We start from the raw sequence: 1,331 nt of genomic DNA on the forward strand, positions 1-1,331 counted from the left end.
GGCGGTGGCGGCGAAGGAAGAACCGGTACGAGCGGAGTGATCACACCCGAGTTTGCGGAAGCCTCCAGCGGCTTGCCGCACTCACCACAGAACCGGGCATTCGGCTTTCGAAGCGCCCCACAGCCTGGGCAGGCACCCGTCTCCAGCGATGTGCCGCACCCCTTACACCGTTGAGCGCTGTCCCGGTTGTCGACACCGCATGTGCTGCAAATCAATCCCATACCCGTCCCTGCGATATTTCCGTCGGTCGGGACGGAGGCCGAGCGCCGGCAATTCACCGAGCAGGCGCTCTTCAGGTACGTCTGACATGCAGGACAAAGTAGGTATCACCCCCCCATCACACAGTCGTTCGATGCGTTGCTGCACGCATTCCGACGGTTCTTTTCAAGCCCCTCGCTCAGGCGTTTCGACGCGCTGTATTTGTGAGGAGTATCACATCGAGGTAAGCAAATGTCTCCGGGTTCTTTTGAATGTTTCTGTTGTCCCACTAACCTTTGGGAACACTCGGATATGGGTAGACAGAGCGAACATTTCCCCGGCCACGTTCAAACCAACGCATGCCATTCCAGGAAGATTTGCAGCAGAGACGACCTCTCCCACTGGTCTACCCATGTGTGTTTAGTAACCAGTTCACAAAGTTAGAGCATGCTTCGATCATCCAATTTGGCAGCTCCTATGTTCGACACCGAACTCAAACAGCCAAGACGACGTTCACTGACTGTCCCCCTACCAGCCGTACCGAGTTGAAGTTAGTAAAGTCCGTCAACCACTGTCTAGCTGCGTGTGATGACGCAATTCGTAGCCAGAAGATGAGCGCAAGCTGAGCAACCCTGAAGGTCGTCGCGCTCAAACCCTCTTGTGAATGCCCTTCTCCGCCTTAGCGCCGCCATGGAAAAAGGCGGTGATGGGGAAGAGCAGAAGGCCGCCAAGGCGCTCGTGAAGTCCCCTTGAAAACCTGAGCCTTGTGGAAGTAGAGAATTCCCCCTGCAGGAGTCTCTACATCAAGAAGTCCAGATTCAGTGAAAGCCAGATAGTCGGCATCCTCAAGGAGGTCGAGCTCGGAGCAAAGGGCAACGAGACGTGCAGGAAGCACGGCATCAGCGAGCCGACGTACTACAAGTGGAAGAGCCAGTTCTCGGGCATGACGGTGTCGCATCTGTCCCAGCTACGCCAGTTGCAGGACGAGAATGCCATGCTCAAGCGCATGTACGCCGAACTGGCGCTGATGCACCACGCGCTCAAGGATGTTGTTGACCGAAAGCTCTGACCCCGCAGCGTCGTGAGATGGTTGTTCAAAGCCTGATGGCCGAGCACGGCATGAGCCAGCGGCG

General features: G+C 56.6%; 2 protein-coding genes. One reads left to right on the forward strand and one right to left on the reverse strand.

The annotated features are described in order from the left end of the window. Positions 1 to 221 (reverse strand): double zinc ribbon domain-containing protein (locus Q0C59_RS19645; RefSeq protein ID WP_366518840.1); only part of this gene is annotated, 221 nt, incomplete at its 3' end. A gap of 743 nt (positions 222 to 964) precedes the next feature. Here Q0C59_RS19645 and Q0C59_RS09685 point away from each other — a divergent pair. Further along, a complete protein-coding gene (locus tag Q0C59_RS09685) occupies positions 965 to 1,267 on the forward strand; it encodes a transposase (protein WP_291214531.1) in 303 nt (100 codons plus the stop codon). The last annotated feature ends 64 nt before the right edge of the window (positions 1,268 to 1,331 follow it).

Source organism: Hydrogenophaga sp. (assembly GCF_022844385.1).
Taxonomy (GTDB): domain Bacteria; phylum Pseudomonadota; class Gammaproteobacteria; order Burkholderiales; family Burkholderiaceae_C; genus Hydrogenophaga.